The organism is Photobacterium obscurum (assembly GCF_026191635.1).
In the GTDB taxonomy this organism is placed as follows: domain Bacteria; phylum Pseudomonadota; class Gammaproteobacteria; order Enterobacterales; family Vibrionaceae; genus Photobacterium; species Photobacterium obscurum.
Genome location: NZ_JAKRRW010000079.1, coordinates 1 through 258, shown reverse-complemented (window position 1 = coordinate 258; position 258 = coordinate 1). Strand labels below are relative to the sequence as shown.

The following is a 258-nucleotide window of genomic DNA, read 5'->3' as shown; positions in this document are numbered from 1 at the left end:
TAAGATGCGGAAGTGGCGGAATTGGTAGACGCACCAGATTTAGGTTCTGGCGCCGCAAGGTGTGAGAGTTCAAGTCTCTCCTTCCGCACCATTCTCTCATTGAGAGAACAGCTTTGAAGAAAAGCACTTGTTCGTAAAGAACGCTGTAGGGCTATCGCCAAGCGGTAAGGCAGCGGCTTTTGATGCCGCCATTCCCTGGTTCGAATCCAGGTAGCCCTGCCACATTTTATTATGTGGCCTAATCAAACAGATTAAGCG

Annotated in this window: 2 tRNA genes; both read left to right on the top strand. The window is 49.6% G+C overall.

Annotation, left to right across the window (positions count from 1 at the left end):
* Nucleotides 1-6 precede the first annotated feature (6 nt).
* Nucleotides 7-91, top strand: a tRNA-Leu gene (locus tag MD588_RS26010).
* Between the two features lie 56 nt (nucleotides 92-147).
* Nucleotides 148-222: transfer RNA gene (locus MD588_RS26005), tRNA-Gln, on the top strand.
* Nucleotides 223-258 lie beyond the last annotated feature (36 nt).